The organism is Mesorhizobium sp. M0296 (genome assembly GCF_040321675.1).
Classification (GTDB): Bacteria; Pseudomonadota; Alphaproteobacteria; order Rhizobiales; family Rhizobiaceae; genus Mesorhizobium.
In genome coordinates this window covers 1-771 of the sequence record NZ_JAMYRZ010000106.1, presented here as the reverse complement: position 1 = coordinate 771, position 771 = coordinate 1, and the positions used below count along the sequence as shown (strand labels likewise).

At 61.2% G+C, this 771-nt stretch carries 1 protein-coding gene; it reads right to left on the bottom strand.

The annotated features are described in order from the left end of the window. On the bottom strand, window positions 1-771 hold a 771-nt coding region (locus NKI97_RS35665; RefSeq protein ID WP_352838607.1), incomplete at both ends, for an ATP-binding cassette domain-containing protein.

Genomic DNA, 771 nt, shown 5'->3' with positions numbered 1-771 from the left:
GGTCGAGCGTTGCTCCGTCCAGCCTGACGGTCCCGCGGGCTGGAAGCCATATCCCGGCTATTGCTCGGACAAGCGATGATTTTCCAGACGCGCTCGGTCCGACGATGCCAAGGCCGGCACCCGTTTCTAGCGCGAACCCGACATCCTGCACAACCACACGACGCTCGCCGGGTGGCGTGACGCAGATGCTTTCTACCGCAAGAGAAGATACAGGTGCAGACAGCGAGACACTCGTGGCAGTTTCAGGAAGCAGGGCCAAAAGCTGGCTCAGCCGGGTCCATGCCTGGCGAGCACTGACGAAACCCTTCCAGTGGGCGATAGCCAGTTCGACCGGTGCGAGCGCCCGGCTCATCATAATCGAACTGGCGATCATAATACCGGCTGTCGCTTCTTGATGAATGACCAGATAGGCGCCGATCGCCAGTATACCCGACTGCAGCATCATGCGCAGGATCTTCGAGATCGTGCCGAGCGTCCCAGCCAGGTCGCTGGCTCTTGCGTTCGTGTTGAGAAAGTCGGCGTTGACGCTTGACCAGCGCTCGGCGATGCGCGCGCCAAAGCCCATCGCCTGCAGAGCCTCTGCATTGCGACGCGTCGCCTCAGCAAGGCTATTGCGCGCTGCCGCCTGGCTGTTTGCCCTCTTCGCAGGCTCCCTGGTGCGAACTTCGGCAAGCACAGTCAGGCTCGAGAGAATGATAGCGCCTGCCAGCGCCGTCATGCCGATCCAGAGATGGAACAGGAAGCATATTGCCAGATACAGCGGCATCCAGG